The 21,315-nt window shown below is 67.0% G+C and carries 20 protein-coding genes; 10 read left to right on the top strand and 10 right to left on the bottom strand.

All coding sequences use genetic code 11. From position 1 onward, the window contains the following. Positions 1-17: 17 nt before the first annotated feature. Both thiE and IX761_RS24645 read right to left on the bottom strand, forming a co-directional pair. A complete protein-coding gene (thiE, locus tag IX761_RS24650) occupies positions 18-641 on the bottom strand; it encodes a thiamine phosphate synthase (protein ID WP_194792110.1) in 624 nt (207 codons plus the stop codon). 14 nt (positions 642-655) lie between these two features. Next, positions 656-1,453: a hydroxymethylpyrimidine/phosphomethylpyrimidine kinase gene (locus IX761_RS24645; protein ID WP_194792109.1), complete on the bottom strand. Its 798-nt coding sequence runs from the start codon at positions 1,451-1,453 to the stop codon at positions 656-658. Between the two features lie 265 nt (positions 1,454-1,718). On the opposite strand from IX761_RS24645, the gene IX761_RS24640 reads away from it, so the two are divergent. The 4 genes from IX761_RS24640 to IX761_RS24625 all read left to right on the top strand — a co-directional run bounded on the left by IX761_RS24640 (position 1,719) and on the right by IX761_RS24625 (position 7,797). Continuing rightward, on the top strand, positions 1,719-3,707 hold the full coding sequence (locus tag IX761_RS24640; protein ID WP_194792108.1) for a hybrid sensor histidine kinase/response regulator: 1,989 nt from the start codon (positions 1,719-1,721) through the stop codon (positions 3,705-3,707). 113 nt (positions 3,708-3,820) lie between these two features. After that, positions 3,821-5,473 (top strand): acyl-CoA dehydrogenase family protein, encoded by a 1,653-nt coding sequence (locus tag IX761_RS24635; protein WP_194792107.1) that lies wholly within the window; start codon positions 3,821-3,823, stop codon positions 5,471-5,473. A gap of 200 nt (positions 5,474-5,673) precedes the next feature. Beyond that, a complete protein-coding gene (gene amn, locus IX761_RS24630) occupies positions 5,674-7,161 on the top strand; it encodes an AMP nucleosidase (protein ID WP_194792106.1) in 1,488 nt (495 codons plus the stop codon). 6 nt (positions 7,162-7,167) lie between these two features. Further along, the gene (locus IX761_RS24625; RefSeq protein ID WP_228533940.1) at positions 7,168-7,797 is read left to right on the top strand and encodes a pseudouridine synthase; all 630 of its coding nucleotides are present in this window, start codon (positions 7,168-7,170) and stop codon (positions 7,795-7,797) included. A 135-nt stretch (positions 7,798-7,932) separates the two neighbouring features. Here IX761_RS24625 and IX761_RS24620 read toward each other — a convergent pair whose 3' ends face one another. Both IX761_RS24620 and IX761_RS24615 read right to left on the bottom strand, forming a co-directional pair. Next, entirely contained in the window at positions 7,933-8,136 is a 204-nt protein-coding gene (locus IX761_RS24620; protein WP_011535816.1) for a DUF2788 domain-containing protein, read from the bottom strand. Positions 8,137-8,189: 53 nt separating this feature from the next. Next, positions 8,190-8,666 (bottom strand): Lrp/AsnC family transcriptional regulator, encoded by a 477-nt coding sequence (locus IX761_RS24615; protein ID WP_194792105.1) that lies wholly within the window; start codon positions 8,664-8,666, stop codon positions 8,190-8,192. Between the two features lie 393 nt (positions 8,667-9,059). On the opposite strand from IX761_RS24615, the gene IX761_RS24610 reads away from it, so the two are divergent. Then, positions 9,060-9,872, top strand: a complete 813-nt coding sequence (locus IX761_RS24610; protein WP_194792104.1) for a DUF6515 family protein — start codon at positions 9,060-9,062, stop codon at positions 9,870-9,872. 145 nt (positions 9,873-10,017) lie between these two features. On the opposite strand, the gene IX761_RS24605 is transcribed toward IX761_RS24610, so the two are convergent. Both IX761_RS24605 and IX761_RS24600 read right to left on the bottom strand, forming a co-directional pair. Then, positions 10,018-10,887, bottom strand: a complete 870-nt coding sequence (locus tag IX761_RS24605; protein WP_194792103.1) for a cation diffusion facilitator family transporter — start codon at positions 10,885-10,887, stop codon at positions 10,018-10,020. A gap of 25 nt (positions 10,888-10,912) precedes the next feature. After that, positions 10,913-11,332, bottom strand: coding sequence for a polyribonucleotide nucleotidyltransferase (locus IX761_RS24600; RefSeq protein WP_194792102.1), 420 nt, complete (start codon positions 11,330-11,332; stop codon positions 10,913-10,915). A gap of 112 nt (positions 11,333-11,444) precedes the next feature. Between IX761_RS24600 and hrpB the strand changes: the two genes are divergently transcribed. Further along, positions 11,445-13,973, top strand: a complete 2,529-nt coding sequence (hrpB, locus tag IX761_RS24595) for an ATP-dependent helicase HrpB (RefSeq protein WP_194792101.1) — start codon at positions 11,445-11,447, stop codon at positions 13,971-13,973. Positions 13,974-13,980: 7 nt separating this feature from the next. Here the strand turns inward: hrpB and IX761_RS24590 are convergent, their stop codons facing one another. Together IX761_RS24590 and IX761_RS24585 are read right to left on the bottom strand one after the other, a co-directional pair. Next, positions 13,981-14,472: a hypothetical protein gene (locus IX761_RS24590; protein ID WP_194792100.1), complete on the bottom strand. Its 492-nt coding sequence runs from the start codon at positions 14,470-14,472 to the stop codon at positions 13,981-13,983. Between the two features lie 129 nt (positions 14,473-14,601). Then, entirely contained in the window at positions 14,602-15,258 is a 657-nt protein-coding gene (locus IX761_RS24585; RefSeq protein ID WP_194792099.1) for a YciC family protein, read from the bottom strand. Positions 15,259-15,414: 156 nt separating this feature from the next. Here IX761_RS24585 and IX761_RS24580 point away from each other — a divergent pair, with 156 nt between their 5' ends. Beyond that, the gene (locus IX761_RS24580) at positions 15,415-16,152 is read left to right on the top strand and encodes a DUF2076 domain-containing protein (protein WP_194792098.1); all 738 of its coding nucleotides are present in this window, start codon (positions 15,415-15,417) and stop codon (positions 16,150-16,152) included. 160 nt (positions 16,153-16,312) lie between these two features. Beyond that, on the top strand, positions 16,313-16,792 hold the full coding sequence (locus IX761_RS24575) for an NYN domain-containing protein (protein WP_194792097.1): 480 nt from the start codon (positions 16,313-16,315) through the stop codon (positions 16,790-16,792). A 67-nt stretch (positions 16,793-16,859) separates the two neighbouring features. On the opposite strand, the gene IX761_RS24570 is transcribed toward IX761_RS24575, so the two are convergent. Beyond that, positions 16,860-17,318 (bottom strand): Lrp/AsnC family transcriptional regulator, encoded by a 459-nt coding sequence (locus tag IX761_RS24570; RefSeq protein ID WP_194792096.1) that lies wholly within the window; start codon positions 17,316-17,318, stop codon positions 16,860-16,862. A 153-nt stretch (positions 17,319-17,471) separates the two neighbouring features. On the opposite strand from IX761_RS24570, the gene yedA reads away from it, so the two are divergent. Both yedA and IX761_RS24560 read left to right on the top strand, forming a co-directional pair. Continuing rightward, entirely contained in the window at positions 17,472-18,392 is a 921-nt protein-coding gene (gene yedA, locus IX761_RS24565; protein WP_194792095.1) for a drug/metabolite exporter YedA, read from the top strand. A gap of 151 nt (positions 18,393-18,543) precedes the next feature. Next, positions 18,544-19,875: a DEAD/DEAH box helicase gene (locus tag IX761_RS24560; RefSeq protein WP_194792094.1), complete on the top strand. Its 1,332-nt coding sequence runs from the start codon at positions 18,544-18,546 to the stop codon at positions 19,873-19,875. A 237-nt stretch (positions 19,876-20,112) separates the two neighbouring features. Here IX761_RS24560 and IX761_RS24555 read toward each other — a convergent pair whose 3' ends face one another. Next, positions 20,113-21,306 (bottom strand): TIGR03862 family flavoprotein, encoded by a 1,194-nt coding sequence (locus tag IX761_RS24555; protein WP_323744609.1) that lies wholly within the window; start codon positions 21,304-21,306, stop codon positions 20,113-20,115. Positions 21,307-21,315 lie beyond the last annotated feature (9 nt).

Below are 21,315 nucleotides of genomic sequence, written 5' to 3'. Positions count from 1 at the left end.
GGGATCTTCTCTTGAAATCAGCAAGCGAACAGGGCGTTGAAGGCGCGGGCGCGGCGGGTGACTTCCTGCGCGCTGTCGGCACCGAACAGGCCGTGGATCACCGCCAGCAGGTCGGCACCATGGGCGACCAGCGGGGCGGCGTTGTCGAGGGTGATGCCGCCGATCACCGCGATCGGCAGCTTGACCTGGGCGCGGGCCTGTTCCAGCAATTCAACGCTGGCGGCCGGCGCGCCCGGCTTGGTCACGGAGTTGAAGAAGCGACCGAAGGCGACATAGCTGGCGCCCTCGCTGGCGGCTTGCCCGGCGAGCTCGAGGCTGGCATGGCAGGTGGAACCGATGATCGCCTGGCGACCGAGCAGGGCGCGGGCCGGGGTCAGCGGGCCATCGGTCTGGCCCAGGTGCACGCCGACGCCCAGGCGCGCGGCCAGCTCGGCGTCGTCGTTGATGATCAGCGCGGTGCCATAACGCTCGCACAGCTTCATCAGCGCTTCGGCTTCACGCAGGCGACGAGCGGCATCGTCGCCCTTGTCGCGGTACTGCAACAGGCAGACGCCGCCTTCGAGCGCCGCTTCGACGTGGGAGAGGAAACGGCCGGCGAGCAGCTGGCTGTCGGTGATCGCATACAGACCGCGGAGCTTCATCGGGTGGCCTCGTGTCAGGAGCAGAAATCCAGGGGCAGGCGGCGTGGCACGAATTGGCCCCGGCCCAATTGCTCGGCGTCACGCAGGGTGCGCCAGGTGTAGTCCAGGGCACTGCGCACGGCGCTGGTCAGCTCCTCGCCTAGCGCGAGGCGGCCGGCGAGGGCGCTGGCCAGGGTGCAGCCCGAACCGTGGTAGCTGCCTGGCAGGCGTTGGCAGGTCCAGGTGTGAGTCTGGCCGTCGCGGCTGTACAGGCGGTTGTGGATTTCCACTTCGTCACCGTGACCACCGGTGATCAGCAGGTGTCTACAGAACGGCAACAGTTTCTCGGCGCATTCGTCCGCCGTGCCTTGCGGCAATTCGGCGAGGATGCGGGCTTCGGGCAGGTTCGGCGTGGCGATGGTGGCCAGCGGCAACAGGCGTTCGCGCACGGCGTAGCCCACTTCATCCTTGCCCAGGCGGCCACCGCCACCGGCGCGCAGCACCGGGTCGCAGACGAGCGGCAAATGCGGGTGGGCGGCGAGCAGTTCGGCGACGGTGTCGACCATCTCGATCGAGCCGAGCATGCCCAGCTTGACCGCGGCCACCGTGGAGTCGGCCAGCACGGCGTTGGCCTGGGCCAGCACCCACTCGCGGTCGAGCACGCGGAAGTCGGAAACGTTGACGGTATCCTGCACGGTCAGGGCGGTCACGGCGGGTGCGGCGTGACAGCCTTGGGCGAGCAGGGCTTCGATATCTGCCTGCAGCCCGGCGCCACCACTGGGGTCGTGGCCGGAGAGACAGAGGACAACGGGGCGGGAGCTGTAGGTATTCATGGTCGGCGAGCTTATCACCAAACCTTTTTGCGCGGATCGATCGCGGCGCAAGATTTGCTGAGCGAGTGGTCAGGTTGTTTGGGTGTGCTTCGCTGTAATGTGCATGCTAGAGCCGTTAAAGGCAAATTCGTGGTGGCCTCTAGCCATGCTGGAAAGCTATGCTAGAGTGCTCGGATAACTCGATAAACGGGTGCTGCCGGATCACGTCGTCTCAAAGGGAAAGGAGGCAAACGCGACGCGACTGGACACGCCATGCTGGGGCTGTATGCGCTATTTGCTGATTGTGCTTCTGGGCTGCTTGCCCATGCTCGCCGGAGCGGTCGAATTCGACGCCACCACCGAGCGCTTGCCGCTGGGCAGGCTCATGCTGGTCTACGAGGACCATGATGGCAGCGCCAGCATCGCCCAGGTCAGCTCGCCTGCCTTCGCCGGCCGTTTCAAGGCACACCCGCACGAAGTGCTCAACGCCGGTTACTCGACTTCGGTGTTCTGGCTCAAGGTCGATCTGCGCTATTCGGCAACGCCATCCGCCGCGCCGCGCCTATGGCTGCTGGAACTGGCCTATCCACCGCTCGACCATCTCGAACTCTACTTGCCGGACGCGCAAGGCGTATATCGCCTGGCCCAGCGCACCGGTGACGCGCTGCCCTACGCAAGCCGGCAGATCCGTCAGAACAACTACCTGTTCGAACTGGCGTTGCAACCCGGCCGGATGACCACCGCCTACCTGCGCCTGCACAGCCAGGGTTCGATCCAGGCGCCGCTCACGTTGTGGTCGGTGCAGGCCTACCTCGAAGACCAGCCCACCCGCCTGTATGTGCTGGGCATGATCTACGGCGTGCTGCTGGTGATGCTGGCGTACAACCTGTTCATCTACCTCAGCGTGCGCGACGTCAGCTACCTCTACTACATCCTCTACATCGCCTCGTTCGGGCTCTACCAGGTGTCGGTCAATGGTGCCGGCATCGCCTACTTCTGGCCGAGCAGCCCCTGGTGGGCCAATGCCGCCACGCCCCTGTTCATTGGCGCCGCCGGTTTGTTCGGCTGCCAGTTCGCCCGGCATTTCCTGCAGCTGGGCAGCCTCAGCCGCGTGTTCGATCGCCTGCTGCTGCTGCTGATGGCGGGCGGCGCGGTGGTCATGCTGCTGGCCGTGACCGTGCGCTACGGCGTGGCCCTGCGCATGGCCACGGTGCTGGCGCTGCTGTTCACCGTGAGTATCTTCGGTGCCGGCCTGTATGCCTGGTGGCGTGGGCTGCGGGTGGCGCGCTGGTTCATCATCGCCTGGACCGCCTTCCTGCTCGGCGGGCTGGTCAATACGCTGATGGTGCTGGGTTACCTGCCCAACGTGTTCCTCACCATGTACGCCAGCCAGCTCGGCTCGGCACTCGAGGTGGCGTTGCTGTCGCTGGCTCTGGCCGACCGCATCAACAGCCTGCGCGAAGAGCAGGCGCGGACCTTGCGCGAAACCGGCCGCACCCTGGAGCAGTTGAACCTGCAACTGGCCCACAGCAATCGCCTGAAAGACGAGTTCCTCGCCACCGTCACCCACGAACTGCGCACCCCGATGAACGGCGTGATCGGTTCGCTGGAACTGCTGCACACCCTGCCCATGAGCGCCGAGCAGGCCCAGTACCATCGCACCGCCAGCGGCTCGGCCCAGGACATGATGGCCATGGTCGACGATATCCTTATCCTCACCGAGCTGCAGGCTGGGCGCCTGCGCAACCAGGGTGGGCCGTTCAGCCTGCGCCGCCTGCTCCAGGAGCTGCGCGCCGGCTACGCCAGCCGGGCCCTGGCCAAGGGCTTGTACCTGACCCTGGACATCCCCGCCGACCTGCCCGACAACCTGGTCGGCGATGCGCAGAAACTGGCGCGCTGCCTGGCCTGCCTGGTGGACAACGGCTTGAAGTTCACCCACCAGGGCGGTGTCACCGTGCAGGTGCGCGGTCGCCGAACTGGCCCGAACGGCGTGGCCCTGAGCCTCACCGTCAGCGACAGTGGCATCGGTTTCGACGATCTCGACCAGGCGGTGTTGTACCAGCGCTTCTTCCAGGTCGACGGGTCGATGACCCGGCGCTACGGCGGGCTGGGCATCGGCCTGTCGATCTGCCGGCAGATGGGTGAGCTGATCGGTGCGCGACTGTCCCACGAATCGACCCCTGGCCTGGGCAGTCGCTTCGAGCTCAGCCTGACGCTGGTGGTGCAGGCCCATGGCACCGCCGATCAACCGGCTACGCGGGTCCGGCGTTTCTGAGGCGGCCGTCACCTCGTCGATCAACCTGCCATAGGCAGTTTTGTCACTTTGACTGACCGGGCGGCGGTGCTTCACTGGGTATCTCAGCCATGCGCGGATCCAGGAGGCCCCCGATGAACCTGCACCAGTTCGCTGAAACCCACGAAGTCACCAACCAGCCGCCGTCCCTCGACGGCGCCAACCTGTATCGCCTCGACCAGCCGCTGCAAGCGTGGTCGCGCCGTTTCGGGGCTGGCTGGGCCGAAGCGCGGATCGACGCCTACGGTGCCCTGGCCGGCGGGCCGCTGATGGCGGCCGGGTTCCTGGCCAATGCACACAAGCCGCAGTTCAGCAGCCACGATCGTTATGGCCACCGGGTCGACCTGGTGGAGTTCCACCCCGCCTATCACGAGCTGATGCGCACGGCGGTCGAGCATGGTCTGCCCTCATTGCCCTGGGCCGAACCGCGCGCCGGTGCCCATGTCGCCCGCGCCGCGATGACCTACCTGCACAGCCAGGCCGAAGCCGGCACCGGCTGTCCGCTGACCATGACCTTCGCCGCCGTGCCGGCCCTGCGATTGCAGCCCGAGCTGGCCGGCTACTGGTTGCCGAAGGTCCTGGCTCGTGAGTACGACCCGCGCAATATCGGCGACCGGCACAAGGCTGGGGTGACCATCGGCATGGCCATGACCGAGAAGCAGGGCGGCACCGATGTGCGCGCCAACACCACCCGCGCCTATCCGGTGGGCCAGCCAGGCCCGGGCCAGCCCTATGAACTGGTGGGGCACAAATGGTTCTGCTCGGCGCCGATGTGCGATGCCTTCCTCACCCTGGCCCAGACCGAAAAAGGCCTGACCTGTTTCCTGCTGCCACGGCACCGCCCGGACGACCAGCGCAACCAGTTCTATATCCAGCGCCTGAAGAACAAGCTCGGCAACTGCTCCAACGCCTCCAGCGAGGTGGAGTTCCGAGGGGCGCTGGCCTGGATGATCGGTGAAGAGGGCAGGGGCGTGCCGACCATCATCGAGATGGTGGCCATGACCCGCTTCGACTGCATGGTCGGCTCCAGCGCCCTGATGCGCCAGGCCCTGACCCAGGCCGCTCATCACTGCGCCCATCGCAAGGTAGGCGGGCGCGTGTTGAGCGATCAGCCGCTGATGCAGAACGTGCTCGCCGACCTGGCCCTGGAAAGCGAGGCCGCGTTGGCCCTGAGCCTGCGCATGGGCCAGGCCCTGGACCAGCTCGACGACCCGCAGCAGGCGCATTTCGCCCGCCTGGTGACGGCGGTGGGCAAGTACTGGATCTGCAAGCGCGCGCCGGCCATGATCAACGAGGCCGCCGAGTGCATGGGCGGCGCTGGATATGTCGAGGACAGCATCCTGCCGCGGCTGTACCGCGAGGCGCCGGTGAACTCCACCTGGGAAGGCTCGGGCAATGTGCAGTGCCTGGACGTGCTGCGGGCGCTTTCGAAGGAGCCGGGGGTGCTCGATGCGCTGTTCGTCGAGCTGGGCGATGGGCACGGTGATCCGCGCCTGGCGGCGTTCATCGGTAACCTCAAGGGCGCGTTCGCCGATACCGCTGACATCCAGTACCGCGCCCGTCAGCTGACCGAAGACATTGCCGTGGCGTTGCAGGCCAAGCTGTTGCTCGAAGCGGGGAACGCAACCGTCAGTGATGCCTTCATCGCCAGCCGCCTGGGTGGTGGCGGCCGGGTGTACGGGGCATTGCCGCGCGGGGTGGATGCCCAGGCGCTGGTGGCGCGGGCAACGCCGGTGTGGGCGGCCTGAAGGGGCGGCATCCTCCTGTAGGAGCGGCCTTGTGTCGCGAAAGGGCTGCAGAGCAGCCCCGGCAATCTTGTGGGGAAGGCTAAATCCTGGGGCCGCTTCGCGACCCTTTCGCGACGCAAGGCCGCTCCTACACGCGACGATGCATCCACGACACCCGGGGATGTAATTGAAAAGGAACGCAGGCAAGATGGCTTTCATGCATGTCAAAAGACAGGAAGCCCAGCGTGAGCCAAGCGTTTGAAGTCGTTGATACCCCCGAACAGGCCGTCGACCGTCTGGCGGCCCTGCATGAACAGGCCACCGGCGCCCTCAGCCAGGCCCTCAAGCGGTACCTCAAGGACCGCACCGAGCCGAACCCGGACGAACGCGCGCAGTTCCGCTACCCGGCCCTGCGCCTGACCTACTTCAGCCAGGGTGAAGTCGCCGCCACCACCCGCGCCTATGCCAAGGTCCAGGTGGCCGGCACCTACAGCGTCACCGTCACCCAGCCGGCGGCTTTTCGCAGCTACCTGCTGGAGCAGTTGCGCCCGTTGATGCACGACTACACCGTCACCGTCGAGGTGGGTGTCAGCGAGCAGAACATCCCCTACCCCTACGTGGTCGACCAGGGCGATGAACTGGCCGGCAGCGGCATCACCGCCGCCCAGCTGGCGCGGGTGTTCCCCAGCACCGACCTGTCGGCCGCCACCGACAACATCGCCGACGGCCTGTACGACTGGGAAAGCGCCGAGACGCTGCCGCTGGCGCTGTTCGACGCCGCCCGCGTGGACTTCTCGCTGCGCCGCCTGGTGCACTACACCGGCAGCGACTGGCGGCACATGCAGCCATGGATCCTGCTGACCAACTACCACCGTTACGTCGACCAGTTCATCAGCCATGGCCTGGAGCAATTGCGTGAAGACCCGCGATTCGTGCGCATGGTGCTGCCGGGCAACGTGATCATCGAGAAAGGCATGGACCACGGCGAGGCCCAGGCCCTGGTGGCCAGTGTGGTCTGGCACCGCTACCAGATGCCGGCCTACCACCTGATCGCCGCCGACGGTGACGGTGTGACGCTGGTCAACATCGGCGTCGGCCCGTCCAACGCCAAGAACATCACCGACCACCTGGCCGTGCTGCGCCCGCACTGCTGGCTGATGATCGGCCACTGCGGCGGCCTGCGCCAATCGCAGACCATCGGCGACTACGTGCTGGCCCACGCCTACATGCGCCGCGACGGCATCCTCGACCGCGTGGTGCCGCCGAACATCCCGATCCCGGCCCTGGCCGAAGTGCAGCTGGCACTGCAAGAGGCGGCGGCCCAGGTCACCGGCGAGCGCGGCGAGCAGCTCAAGAAGCGCCTGCGCACCGGCACCGTGCTCACCTACGACGACCGCAACTGGGAGCTGCGCTGGGCCCAGGAACGCCCGCTGATCAACCTGTCGCGCGCGGTGGCGGTGGACATGGAGAGCGGCACCATCGCTGCCCAGGGGTATCGCCTGCGCGTTCCTTACGGCACCTTGCTGTGCGTCTCCGACAAGCCGCTGCACAGCGAGATCAAGCTGCCGGGCTCGGCCAACGCTTTCTACAACCGCGCGGTCAGCCAGCACCTGAAGATCGGCATCGCCGCCCTCGACCTGCTGCGCACCGAGCTCAACTCGCTGCACTCGCGTAAACTGCGCAGCTTCGATGAGCCGCCGTTCCGCTGAGGATCCATGCCCCCGCCACCCCGTAACAACGCGCGCCGCCCCACGGCGCGCCCTGCCGGCCCGCGTCGCCAGCCCAAGGCGCCGCCGGCCGAGCCGCGCCTGATCCTGTTCAACAAACCCTTCGATGTGCTCACCCAGTTCAGCGACGGCGAAGGGCGCGCCACGCTCAAGGACTACCTCGACATCCCCGGCATCTACCCGGCCGGGCGCCTGGACCGTGACAGCGAAGGCTTGCTGCTGCTGACCAATGACGGGCGCCTGCAGGCGCGCATCGCCGACCCCAAGCACAAGCTGGCCAAGACCTACTGGGTGCAGGTGGAGGGGGAGCCCAGCGCGGAACAGTTGCAGCGCCTGCGTGAGGGCGTCGAGTTGAACGACGGCCCGACCCTGCCAGCCGAGGCGCGCTTGCTCGACGAGCCCGACCTATGGCCCCGCAATCCGCCGGTACGGTTTCGCAAGAGCGTGCCGACGGCGTGGCTGGAGCTGGTGATTCGCGAGGGGCGCAACCGCCAGGTGCGGCGCATGACGGCGGCCGTGGGGTTGCCGACCTTGCGCCTGGTGCGGGTGAGGATTGGTGATTGGACGATCGAGGGGCTGGAGCAGGGGACGTGGCGGGAAGTTCAACCCAAGCTCTGAGGCTATCAGCTGCACCTGTAGGAGCGGGCTTGCCCGCGAACACGGGCGAAGCCCGTGCCACCCATCGGTGGTGCCTGCTTCGCGGGCAAGCCCGCTCCCACATGATCTTCGTCTCCCAAGCGTGTGGCGGTGTGCTTAAACCCCTTCCAGGAACCCCACCACCACGCTCTTGATGATGAACGCCAGCACACCGAGCCCCAGCACGAAGAACAGGATCAGCGTGCCGAAGCGGCCGGCCTTGGACTTTTTCGCCAGGTCCCAGACGATGAAGCCCATGAACGCGATCAACACGGTGACCAGGACAATCATCATCCACTCTTCGAATACAGCGGGATCCATCGGTCAACTCCAGGTAGGGTGAGAGCCCGATCATACGCCGGGCACACGGGGAATCAACGCAGGTGGGTCAATGGCAGCTCGGTGCTGGCCAGCACCTGGTTGAGCACGAAGCTCGAACGCACGCTGGTTACGCCCTCGATGCGGGTCAGGCTGCCCAGCAGCAGTTTCTGGTAATGATCCATGTCCGGTACCACCACCTTGAGCTGGTAGTCGGCGTCCATCCCGGTGACCAGGCTGCATTCGAGCACTTGTGGCAGGCTGCGGATCGCCGCCTCGAAGGCCTCGAAGCGCTCGGGGGTGTGGCGGTCCATGCCGATCAGCACGTAGGCGGTCAGGCTCAAGCCCAGCTTCTTGCGGTCCAGTAGTGCCACCTGGCGCGAAATGTAGCCGTCGTCTTCCAGCTGCTTGACCCGCCGTGAGCAAGGGGAGGGCGACAGGCCAATACGTTCGGCCAGTTCCTGGTTGGAGATGCGCGCGTCGCGCTGCAATTCGGCGAGGATGCTCAGGTCGTAGCGGTCGAGCTTGCTCATGGGAAGGGCCTTTTCTGTTCGGATTGCGGCGAATTATCGATCCTGAGTGAAAAATTGCGCAAGTGCTATTTATGAGAGCAATCTTCGCAATCCTCTGCCCCGCTCAAAGGCCTATCTTTATCACCAGAATCACTGCCCGGACTCAAGTCCACGGCGAGGCGCCCCAGACGGGCGCTCGCGGCCAGCCATCCAACAGGATCCGCCAGGCCCCCGGGCTACACACCGTCCAGAAGACGGCGTGAGGTGAGCCGGTGCCACAAGTGCCGAGCACGGACGACAATTCCCGAAGGGAGGCCGCCAGGCCTCCCTTTTTTCATGCCCGCGATTTCATCTGTGTGCCACTGGCGCAAGGTAGACTGGCCGCCTGCGGTTTTCCTGATCGAGAGGCACAACATGAGGTCGCGCATCTGGCCATTGGCCGGTGTTGGTTTGCTGGGCATGGGCATCAGCCTGGGCGTGCTGGCCCAAGGGCCGGAGAATGGCCCGCAAGACCCCAATGGCGGGCGCGGGTCGCCGCTGAATTCCCGCGACGAAGTGCGCCAGACCCAGCCGCCGCGCCAGGGCTACTACCAGGACATCCCCCGACGGTATGGCGACAACCGTTACTGGGAGGCGGGTGGCCCCGGGCAGCGGCCAGGTGGTGACTGGTCCGGGCGGCCTGACGGCCATGGCGATGGCTGGGGCCCCGGGCCGCAGTATCACCCCGGGCACGCGGTGGAGCGCTTCCCGGACCGCTACTGGAAAGTGCCCTATCGCGGGCAGGACTATTTCTACTCCGGTGGCTACTGGTACCGCCCCCATGGCGGCGGCTACGTCGTGGTCAGGCCGCCCTATGGCGTGCGGGTCGACTACCTGCCGTCCTACGCCCAAGAGGTGTGGCTGGGTGGCGCACTGTTCTTCCTGGTGGCCGACACCTATTACCAGTACCTGGCCGACAGCCGCGAGTATGTGGTGGTCAGCCCTCCCACGGTCGCGCCGGCAACCGTGCAGCCACCAGCCAGCGGTTACGATGTGATTGCCTACCCGCTGCATGGCCAGGGGCCGCAGCAGCAGGAGCAGGACCGCTACCAGTGCCATCGCTGGGCGGTGGGCCAGTCGGGGTTCGACCCGGCCAGCGCGTCCTATGCGCCCCCTGTGAATGTGGCGGACACCTATCGACGGGCGCTGGGTGCCTGTATGGGGGGGCGAGGGTACAGCATCAACTAAGCCAAGGCTGCTCCTACAGAGGTGCGCGCGGTCCCTGTGGGAGCCGGCTTGCCGGCGATCACCGGCAAAGCCGGTGTCATCCATCGTGGTGCCTGCATCGCCGGCAAGCCAGCTCCCACAAGGTATGTGACCGGGCTACGCGAACCTACACCGGATCGGCGTGCACCAGCACATCGGCCCGCGGATAGCGTTGGCGAATGGCCGCCGAGGCCTGTACGCACAGCGCGTGGGCCTGGTGCAGCGGCAGGTCCCCCGCCAGCTCCAGGTGCACCTGCACGAACCACTGGCTACCCGACACCCGCGTGCGCAGGTCATGGGCGCCCTTCACCCCGGGAATGGCCAGCACCAGCTCAAGCATGCGCTCGCCAATATCGGCCGGCAGTTCCTGGTCCATCAGGATCGCCGTGCTCTCGCGGGCGATCTGCAGCGCGCTCCACAGGATGTACAGGGCGATCCCCAGGCCGAACAGCGCATCCAGCTGCGGCCAGCCGAAACGCGCCAGCAGCAGGGCCAGCAGGATGCTGCCGTTGAGCAGCAGGTCGGAGCGGTAGTGCAGCGAGTCGGCGCGCACCGCCGTGGACCCGGTGAGGCGAATGACCTTGCGCTGGAACGCCAGCAGGGCGAGGGTCAGTGCCAGCGACAGCAGCATCACCGCGATGCCGGCGGCCGTGTCACCCAACGGCTGTGGCGCTTGCAACCGCTGCACCGCCTGCACCCCGATCAACACCGCACTGACCCCGATGAACAGCGCCTGGGCCATGCCGGCCAGCGCCTCGGCCTTGCCATGGCCGAAGCGGTGATCGTCGTCGGCCGGGCGCAGCGCGTAGTGCACCGCCAGCAGGTTGAGGAAGGAGGCCACGGCGTCCAGCGCCGAGTCGGTGAGCCCGGCCAGCAAGCTGACCGAGCCGCTGAGCCACCAGGCCACGGCCTTGCTCAGCACCAGAATGCTGGCCACTGCCAGCGAGGCACGGGTGGCCAGGCGCAGCAGGCGTTGGTGTTCCGTCGTTACGGTCATGCGCCGGGGTTCGTCCTTGGGTTGATCAGGCGGCGGGCACCAGGCCATAGGCGGCCAGTTGCTCGACGCTGCCGCGCTGCTGGATCAGGCGTGGGTCGTTCAACGGCAGGCGCTGGCCCAGTTCGGTCTCGAGGATAGCTTGCAGCTTTGTCCTGTCGACCTGGCCGTCAGCGTTGATGGCCGGCTTGAGCTTGGCCGGGTCCACCTGCGCGGTGGTGCCGCCGGGGTAGTAGATGGCGCCGGTGGCGAAGTCGACCCCAAAGGCGATCAGCCCAGGGATGACGTAGAACAGGATGCCGATGGCATCCAGCGCGGCGACCACGGGGTCGATCTTGCCTTCGATCTGGCCGCGGCGGTCGGGGTAGAAAATCGTGCCGCAGGCCGTCAGCTGGGTCAGCAGGGTGGCAATCAGGGCGCCACCGATGACGCGGGAAGGGATGCGCATGTGTATCTCCGAAAAATGAAGGGGCGCGGCAATCGCCCGCGCCTGAAGCTTAAGACCATGATAGGGCAGCCACGGTTCGCCGTTATACTCGGCCGACTGTTCGAGGACCACCATGATTTCATTACCGATCGATGCCGTCTTGCCCGCCTTGCGCCAGGCCCTGCGCAGCCGCGACGAGGCCGTGCTCGAGGCGCCACCCGGCGCCGGCAAGACCACCCGCGTGCCCCTGGCCTTGCTCGACGAGCCTTGGCTGGCCGGGCAGACCATTCTCATGCTCGAACCGCGTCGCCTGGCCGCCCGTGCCGCGGCCGAGCGGCTGGCCAGTGAGCTGGGCGAGAAGGTCGGCGAGACCGTGGGTTACCGCATCCGCCTGGACAGCAAGGTCGGCCCGCGCACCCGTATCGAAGTGGTCACCGAAGGTATCCTCACCCGCCGCCTGCAAGCCGACCCAGCGTTGGAAGGGGTCGGCCTGGTGATATTCGACGAATTCCACGAACGCAGCCTCGACGCCGACCTGGCCCTGGCCCTGAGCCTCAACGGCCGGGCGCTGCTGCGCGACGAGCCGCCGCTGAAGATCCTGCTGATGTCGGCGACGCTGGAGGGCGAGCGCCTGTCGCGCCTGCTCGACGACGCGCCAGTGGTGAGCAGCCAGGGCCGTATGCACCCGGTGGACATCCGCTGGGGCAGGCCCTTCCAGCCCGGCGAGTTCGTCGAACCACGGGTGGTCGACTGCGTGCTCCAGGCGCTGGCCGACGAGAGCGGCAGCCTGCTGGTGTTCCTGCCGGGCCAGGCGGAGATTCGCCGAGTCCACCAAGCCTTGCAGGAGGCCTTGGGCGAGCGCCCGGGCATCTTGCTGTGCCCGCTGCATGGCGAGCTCGACCTCAACGCCCAGCGCGCCGCGATCGATCCAGCGCCCAAGGGCCAGCGCAAGGTGGTGCTGGCCACCAACATCGCCGAGACCAGCCTGACCATCGACGGCGTGCGCGTGGTGATCGACGCAGGCCTTGCGCGGGTACCGCGTTTCGACCCGGGCAGCGGCATGACCCGCCTCGACACCCAGCGCATCTCCCGCGCCAGCGCCACCCAGCGCGCCGGCCGGGCCGGGCGCCTGGAACCGGGTGTGTGCTACCGGTTGTGGTCCGAGGCCCAGCACGACCAGCTGGCCGCCCATGGCAGCGCCGAAATCCTCCAGGCCGACCTGGCAGGGCTGGCGCTGCAACTGGGGCGTTGGGGTGTGCAACCGGAGCAGTTGAGCTGGCTCGACCAGCCCCCCACGGCGGCCTACGCACAAGCCCAGGACCTGCTGGCGCGGTTGGGGGCCTTCAAGCCCGGCAGCCGCGACACCCTCAGCGCCCATGGCCAGGCCATGGCCGAGCTGCCTGCGCACCCGCGCATCGCGCACCTGCTGCTGCGCGGCCAGGACTTGGGGCTGGCCGACATGGCCTGCGATGTCGCAGCCCTGCTCGGCGAGCGCGACATCCTGCGCGGCGGCGGCGCCGACCTGCATTCGCGGCTCAGCCTGCTCAGCGGCGAAAGCAAGGCATCGCGTGGCGGCCAGGGCGGGGTGCAGCGTGCCCGGCAACTGGCCCGGCAGTACCGTGGGCAGTTGCGTGGCAAACCGCTCACCCCGGTCGCGGCCCCCGATCACCCACGCTGGCTCGGTGCCCTGCTGGCGCTGGCCTACCCCGACCGCGTCGCCCAGCAGCGCCGCGAGGGCGGCGCCGAGTACCGCCTGGCCAATGGTCGCGCGGCCTTGTTCGGCGAAGCCGATGCGTTGATGAAATGCCCCTGGCTGGTGATCGCCGACCTCGGCAGTCGCCAGGGCCAGCGCGAAGAGCGCATCTACCTGGCCGCCGAGTTCGAGCCGACGTTGTTCGACGAGGTGTTGGCCGAGCAAGTGCAAACCCTCGACCTGCTGGACTGGGATGACCGCGAACAGGTGCTGCGCGCCGAGCGCCAGCGCAAGGTCGGCGAACTGGTGCTCAGCCGCGAACCACTGCCGGGGCTGGATGATGACGCTCGCGCCAGGGCTCTGCTCGGCCTGGTGCGGCGCAAGGGCCTCAACCTGCTGACCTGGCCCCCAGAACTGCGCCAGTGGCAGGCCCGGGTTGCCCTGCTGCGCCAGCTGGACCTGGACAAGGACGGCCAGAGCGAATGGCCCGACCTGGGCGACGAAGCGCTGCTGGCCAGCCTGGAAGACTGGCTGCAACCGTACCTGGGCAAGGTATCGCGCTTGAGCCATTTCGCCGCGCTGGACCTGCCGTCGCTGCTGCGCAACCTGCTGCCCTGGCCGCTGCCCCAGCGCCTGGACGAACTGGCCCCGGCGCACCTGAGCGTGCCCTCGGGTTCGAACATCCGCCTGGACTACAGCGAGCAGCCGCCGATCCTCGCGGTGCGCCTGCAAGAGCTGTTCGGCCTGGCCGACACCCCGCGCATCGCGGGTGGCCGCCAGCAGGTCAAGCTGCACCTGCTGTCACCGGCACGCCGCCCCGTACAGGTCACCCAGGACCTGGCCAACTTCTGGCGTACCACCTATGCCGAGGTGAAGAAGGACTTGAAGGGGCGCTACCCCAAGCACTACTGGCCAGACGATCCGCTGGTCGCCGAAGCCACGGCGCGGGCCAAGCCAAGGAAGGCCTGAGCGACCCTCAGAGCGCCCGAACGATGAGGTACTCGCGCAAGTCACCGGCTTCAACAGTGAGGCCGGTCTCATCCGGGCCGCTACCCGGCAATGCCTTGACCTGATGGCCCAGGTGGTCACGGAGCAGACAGCGCACCTGATCCTGTTGCCATTCGAGCGGTTGCACCTTCCAGTACGTTGCCGCGCTTGCTTCTGGATAGAGACCGAGGCGTCCATTGCGGTCGACGCCGAGCTGACGCGCGCTATCGCTGGCCAGTGAAATCCTGAAGTGCAGGCGCTCCGGCCCTTTGGAGTGAAACCGGAACAGGAACGCCTCGGCCGGGTCGTCGCCCCCTGTCTGCAGCCAGCCCGTGTCGCCACGTACATCCACCCCAAAGCTGAAATCGTGGCGTGTGGCTTGCAGGTGGACAGGTACCCAACGTTGGTCCTGGCGCAGGTAGATCTGGCCGATGAACGAAAGGCCATCGGCCCAGGCGTTGGTGGGGAGGGAATTGCTCATGCTGTGCTCTCCTGAAGGTGCAGTGCGCCGGCTGAAGTCCGGGCCGGCGCGAGCACCTTAGGCAGCAAGCGGGAAGCGTGGCAGCTTGAACGGTTTCCTGGTTGTAGCGGGGTTTCGCGGCTTCCCCGCTCAGGCGCTGGCTTCGCTCTCCAGCAGCATGAACAGGCGATACAGGACCACGGTGCTGAACAACTGGAGGAAGCCGCTGAGGCTGTCGAGCAGCAGTTGCACACCCCCTTGTGGTTCGGGGAACGCGCTCAGCAGCAGGCCGTCGATCAGCCACAGCGGTGCCAGCACCGCCAGCATGCAGACCATGATGCGCAGGAAGTGCCCGGTGGTCATGCGCGCGCTGGTGCGCATCGACTCGATCACCGGCAGGCCGCGCAGCACCAGCAGGTACTCGGCGAACACCAGATTCACCATGATCCACACGCCCGGGAAGATGAACAGCGCCAGGCCTGCCATGATCAGCAGCGAGCTGATCAGGATCAGCAGGGCCAATGCCGGCCACAGCTGCACCGCGCGGGCGAACAGGTTGCGCTTGGCGATGTCGCTGCCGTTGCTGCGGGTATCGAGGTAGAGGATCAGCGCGGCGCTGTACAGCGGGTAGAACAGCAGGCTGACCAGCATGCCGTAGGCCGGCGAGGCCTGTTCGCCCAGTTGGCGGTACAGCAGTTGGGTGAACAGGGCTTCGAGCACCACCAACGGCAGGCACAGCTGCAGGATGCTGGTCAGGTGGCGGCGGAAAAAGTACAGGGAGTCGCGCAGAACGCTCAGCGGATTCATCGGTCAACATCGCATGGCAGAAAGAGCAGGGCGTCACTTTAGCCCAGAGCAGCCCTTGCTGAAAAAAGTTTCATGGCCCCGGCGATTGAATCACCTGGCCCGGGGCCCCATCTTTGACGCTGTCCGATGTCCTGTTCAGCGCACGAGGTTGCCCCGATGAACACTGAAGAACAAACCCTGATCGACGGCCTGTTCGGCCGCCTCAAGCACGCCGAGGATCCTGCGCAGCCGCGCGATCCCCAGGCCCAGGCGCATATCGAAGCGCGCCTGCGCGAGCAGCCGGCGGCGCCGTACTACATGGCCCAGGCGATCCTGGTGCAGGAAGCGGCGCTCAAGCGCCTGGACGAGCAGAACAAGCAGCTCGAAACCGAACTCAAGCAAGCCCGGGCCCAGGCCGAGGCTTCGCGCCCAAGCAGCACTGCCACCAGCGGCGGTGGTTTCCTGTCCGGCCTGTTCGGTGGCGGCAACCGCAGCCCCGAGCCGCAGCGCTCGGTCGCACCGCCACCCACTGCCGGCGGCGGCTGGCGTGAGTCGGCGCCGCAAGCCTATGCACCACCACCGCCGCCACAGCAAGGCTTCGGTGCCGCGCCTGCGCGCGGTGGTGCCAGCAGCTTCCTCGGCGGTGCCATGCAGACCGCCGCCGGGGTGGCGGGCGGTGTGTTGCTGGCCCAGGGCATCAGCAGCCTGTTCAACCATAACGCGCAGCCTGAGGAAGTGGTCGAGGTGATCAAGGAAGAACCGGCGCCGGCCAGCGACCAGGGTGGCTGGAATGACCAGGGCGGCCAGCAGCAGGTGGCCGACAACGGTGGTTGGGGTGCTGACCAGGGTGGTTTCGCCGATACCGACTACGGCGGTGACGACGGTGGCTTCTTCTCGGACGACGACTACGTCTGAGGGCTCTGGCATACTCGCCGACATTCCGGGGGGCGCTTTGCGCCCCTTTCGCGACACAAGGCCGCTCCTACAGGTTTACGCGAACACCTGTAGGAGCGGCCTTGTGTCGCGAAAGGGCTGCAAAGCAGCCCCCTACACGGACCCGACGAGGTACTCACGCGTGAAGAAAATCGCCCTGTTCGCCGACGTGCAGAACCTCTACTACACGGTTCGCCAGGGCCACGGCTGCCATTTCAACTATGCCGCGCTGTGGGCCGAAGTCAGCCGCGAAGGGCAGATCGTCGAAGCGGTGGCCTACGCCATCGACCGTGGCGACGCCAAGCAGCAACAGTTCCAGCAGATCCTGCGCAACCTCGGTTTCCAGGTGCGCCTCAAACCCTATATCCAGCGCGCCGACGGCTCGGCCAAGGGCGACTGGGACGTGGGTATCACCCTTGACGTGATCGAGGCCGCCGCGCGGGTCGATCAGGTGGTGCTGGCCTCCGGCGATGGCGATTTCGACCTGTTGCTGGAGCGGGCGATGCAGCGTTATGGCATCGAAACGGTGGTCTACGGCGTGCCTGGGCTGACGGCGTTGTCGGTGATCCGCGCGGCCAGCCGCTACGTGCCGATCGAGGGCAAGCTGCTGCTGCGCCATTGAATGATGATCGCGGGGCAAGCCCGCTCCCACAAGTGCGTGGGAGCGGGCTTGCCCCGCGATTGGTATTTCAACTCTTCTTGCCATTGCCCTCCAGATGCCCCAGCGGCACCCGCCGTTCCACCGCGCTCGACAGAATGATCGAGGTCTTGCTGAACCCCAGCTGCGACACCCGGTTGATCAGCGCCTCCAGCTCGCTCATCGACGCCACCGCCGCCTGCATGATCACGCAAGGGTCGCCGGTGACCCGGTGGCATTCGGTCAGCTCGGGGATCTTCTCCAGCGCCTCATAGGCCTGCTGGTTGCCGTGGCTGGCCAGGCGCAGCTCGATCACGCACTGGATAGGCAGGCCGATCTTCTCCAGGTCGACCTTGGCGGTGTAGCCACTGATCACCCCGCTGGCCTCAAGCTTGGCCACCCGCTCGGCCACCGCCGGGGCCGAAAGATTCACCTGGCGCGCCAGTTGCGCATAGGTGGCCCGGCCGTTTTCCAGCAGGGCGGCGAGGAGCATGCGGTCGTACTTGTCCATGGCGATTCCTGGTGACTTTGCAATCGATGGCAAGACTGCTGCAGAACCATGCAATGCAAAGTGTTGTGGTGTTTTAAACGTGTTTTGTAACTTAAGTTTGCGCGGCGCCCTTTCTAAACTAAGCCACCGTAAACGGATTTCGAGTGTCCTGCCATGCCTGCCTCCCGCCGCATCCCCTGGTTGCTTATCGGCGCCTTCCTCGCCCTGTACCTGGTCTGGGGTTCCACCTACCTGTTCATCCGCATTGGCGTGGAGTCCTGGCCGCCGATGCTGATGGCCGGCGTGCGTTTCGTGATCGCTGGCGGCCTGCTGTATGGCTTTTTGCGCTGGCGCGGTGTGCCGGCGCCCACCTGGCCACAGTGGCGCGCGGCCGGGGCGATCGGCTTTTTGCTGCTCAGTTGCGGCAACGGCGGCGTGACCCTGGCCGAGCATGCCGGTGTCGCCTCTGGCGTGGCGGCCCTGGCGGTGGCCACCGTGCCGCTGTTCACCCTGGTGTTCGGTTTGTTCTTCGGCCACCGCAACTCGCGCCTGGAATGGGCCGGGATCGCCCTTGGGTTGGTCGGTATCGGCATGCTCAACCTGGGCTCGAACCTGCAGGCCAGCCCCATGGGCGCGGCGTTGATCCTGTTCGCCGCCGCGGCCTGGGCGTTCGGTTCGGTGTGGAGCAAGAGCCTGCCGTTGCCCCAGGGCGCCATGGCCAGTGCCGCCGAAATGCTGGTCGGGGGCGCCGCGCTGTTGATCGGCAGCGCCGTCAGCGGCGAGCGCCTGACGCAAATGCCCAGCGCCGCCGGTTGGGGCGCGCTGGCCTACCTGGTGCTGTTCGGTTCGATCCTCGCCTTCAGTTCGTACATGTACCTGCTCAAGCACGTGCGCCCGGCCGCAGCCACCAGCTACGCCTACGTCAACCCGGCGGTGGCGGTGCTGCTGGGGATCGTCTTCGCCGGCGAGCAGATCGGCGCCGAAGAGTGCGTGGCCATGGCGGTGATCATCGGCGCGGTGGTGCTGATCGGCCTGCCGCAATGGCGCAGGGCGCCGGAGCAGCCGGTGGGCTTGAAAGAGCAGGTGTGCAAATAACACTGTGGAAGCGGGTTTACCCGCGAATACGGCGCTGGGCCCACCCTCGCATTCGCGGCTAAACCCGCTCCCACAGGGGCCTTTACCCTTTGGGCCGTCGTGGTGCTGCGGTAGACTTGCCAGCTTCGCTGAACCCCCTGACGGTATTGCCATGAATTTCGCCAAACTCGGCCTGATCGAACCGCTGCTGCGCACCTTGCAGACGCTGGACTACACCACCCCCACCCCGGTCCAGGCCAAGGCCATCCCCGCCGTGCTCGCCGGCCGCGACCTGATGGCCGCCGCCCAGACCGGCACCGGCAAGACCGCCGGCTTCGCCCTGCCGGTGTTGCAGCGCCTGGCCCTGGAGGGCGAGAAGGTGGCCAGCAACTCGATCCGCGCGCTGGTGCTGGTGCCCACCCGCGAGCTGGCCGAGCAGGTCCACGCCAATATCCGCGAATACGCCGAGAACCTGCCGCTGTCCACCTACGCGGTGTACGGCGGGGTCAGCATCAACCCGCAGATGATGCGCCTGCGCCGTGGCGTGGACCTGCTGGTGGCCACCCCTGGGCGGCTGCTCGACCTGTTCCGCCAGAACGCCATCAAGTTCGGCCAGGTGCAGACCCTGGTGCTCGACGAAGCCGACCGCATGCTCGACCTGGGCTTCGCCGAAGAACTGCAAGCGGTGTATGCCGCGCTGCCGCGCAAGCGCCAGACCCTGCTGTTCTCCGCCACCTTCTCCGAACAGATCCGCATGCTCGCCGGGCTTGCCCTGAACGACCCGCTGAGCATCGAAGTCAGCCCGCGCAACGCCGCCGCCACCACTGTCAAGCAGTGGCTGGTGCCTGTGGATAAAAAGCGCAAGGCCGACCTGTTCTGCCACCTGCTGCGCAAGCAGCGCTGGACCCAGGTGCTGGTGTTCGCCAAGACCCGCAATGGCGTGGACCAGCTGGTCGAGCGCCTGCTGGGCGAAGGGGTGAACGCCGACGGTATCCATGGCGACCGCCCGCAGGCCACCCGCCAGCGCGCCCTGGACAGCTTCAAGGCCCGCGAGATCCAGGTGCTGGTGGCCACCGACGTGGCCGCCCGTGGCCTGGACATCGACGACTTGCCGTTGGTGGTCAACCTCGACCTGCCGATCGTCGCCGAGGACTACGTGCACCGTATCGGCCGTACCGGCCGTGCCGGCAACAAGGGTGAGGCGATCTCGCTGGTGTGTGCCGACGAAGTGCAGCTGCTGGCGTCGATCGAGACACTGATTCGCCAACAACTGCCGCGCCATGAAGAGCCGGACTTCATCCCTGATCACCGGGTGCCGATGATCGACGCCAGTGGCCAGGTGGTGAAGAAGCCGAAGAAACCGAAAAAGCCGAAAGAGAACAGCGCCAAGCGTGGCTTGGGGCGCTGGATGGACAGCGAAGAGGGCGGGGCTGCTGCGCCGGCGGTCAAGGCGGTGCGTAAGGTACCGAGCTTCAATGGCGGGCCGCGCAAGCGCAAGCCTTGAGATCCCTGGGGCCGCTGTCTTGCACAGGTCTTCTGTAGGAGCGGCCTTGTGTCGCGAACGGGGTGCGCAGCGCCCCCAGGATCTCGATCACACCTCAAGATCGTCGGGGCCGCTTTGCGGCCCTTTCCGACCGGTCCGGCGTCCCGGCAAGGCCGCTCCTACAGGTGATCGCGGTCCCTTGTAGGAGCGGCCTTGTGCCGCGAAAGGGCTGCAACGCAGCCCCAGCATTCTCCAGCCCTACCGCACCAACCAATCCGCCGCCGCATCCCCCGCGCGCAAGCCACTGGCAAAGCACGCCGTCAGCAGATACCCCCCGGTCGGCGCTTCCCAGTCGAGCATCTCGCCGGCACAGAACACCCCCGGCATGGCCTGCAGCATCAACGACTCATCCAGCGCTTCGAAGCGCACCCCACCGGCACTGCTGATCGCCTCGTCCAGCGGCCGCGCTCGCACCAGCGTGATCGGCAACGCCTTGATCGCCGCTGCCAGGCGCGCAGGGTCAGCGAAGGTCGCCTGATCGGTCAGCTCGCGCAGCAACGCCGCCTTGACCCCATCGATCCCCAACTGACCATGCAGGTGCTTGGCCATCGACCGCGAGCCACGCGGCTTGGCCAACGCCTGGGCAATCTTGTCCACAGGCCGGTCCGGCAGCAGGTCGAGCAGCAGCGTCCCGTGCCCGTCGCGCTCGATTGCTTCGCGCACCTGGGCCGACCAAGCGTATACCAGGCTGCCTTCCACCCCCTGTGCGGTGAGGATGAACTCGCCCTTGCGCGGCGCGGCGCCGGGTACGTTCAGGGCGATGTTCTTCAGCGGCGCGCCAGCGAACTTGTCCACAAGCAAGGCGCTCCAGCCGGCGACTTCGAAACCGCAGTTGCTGGCCCGTAGCGGCGAGATATCCACACCCTGTTCGCCCAGCAACGGCATCCAGGCGCCGTCCGAGCCCAGGCGTGCCCAGCTGCCGCCGCCCAGGGCCAGCACCACGGCATCGGCCTGCACCTGCAACTCGCCCTGTGGATAAGCGATCCGCAAGGCGCCGTCGGCATTCCAGCCCAACCAGCGGTGGCGGGTGTGGATAACCACCCCGGCCTCGCGCAGGCGCTTGAGCCAGGCGCGCAGCAGCGGCGCGGCCTTCATGTCGCGGGGGAACACCCGGCCCGAGGTGCCGACGAAGGTTTCGATGCCCAACCCATGAATCCACTGGCGCAGGGCGTCGGCGTCGAAGCCGCGCAGCAGGCCGTCGATCTCACCCTGGCGCTCGGCATAACGGCCAACGAAGGCGGGGTAGGGCTCGGAATGGGTGATGTTCATGCCGCCGACGCCCGCCAGCAGGAACTTGCGCCCCACCGAAGGCATGGCGTCGAACACCTCAACGGCCACGCCGCGCCGGGCCAGGGCTTCGGCGGCCATCAGGCCGGCGGGGCCACCACCAATGACGGCGAC

This window comes from Pseudomonas sp. UFMG81, assembly GCF_015354575.1.
In the GTDB taxonomy this organism is placed as follows: domain Bacteria; phylum Pseudomonadota; class Gammaproteobacteria; order Pseudomonadales; family Pseudomonadaceae; genus Aquipseudomonas.
The sequence above is the reverse complement of the archived record's forward strand: the minus strand, read 5'-3'. Positions and strand labels throughout refer to the sequence as shown.